This is a genomic window from Rhizobium ecuadorense (genome assembly GCF_001187535.1).
GTDB classification, from domain to species: domain Bacteria; phylum Pseudomonadota; class Alphaproteobacteria; order Rhizobiales; family Rhizobiaceae; genus Rhizobium; species Rhizobium ecuadorense.
In genome coordinates this window covers 1-226 of the sequence record NZ_LFIO01000421.1, presented here as the reverse complement: position 1 = coordinate 226, position 226 = coordinate 1, and the positions used below count along the sequence as shown (strand labels likewise).

Genomic DNA, 226 nt, shown 5'->3' with positions numbered 1-226 from the left:
GGGAGCCTCACGGGGCAGCGGTTTAGCGATGTCTACCGGAGCCAGGTTCTGGCAAAAGGCGGCATGCTGGATTCTGGTCCAGCCACGCTGGCACTAACTGCCGTTGCCCTGACGGCGGGGCAGCACGAACTCGATGCGCTCCGGTTCATCCAGGAGGCGCGCTATGTTTCGGGCCGCGATGTCACGGACATGTCCGAACTGCAGAGCGTGCTGGTCAGTGTTGGAC

The 226-nt window shown here is 63.3% G+C and carries 1 pseudogene; it reads left to right on the top strand.

Annotation, left to right across the window (positions count from 1 at the left end):
• Nucleotides 1-226: pseudogene (locus AF337_RS10870) on the top strand (DsbA family protein); the annotation flags it as partial.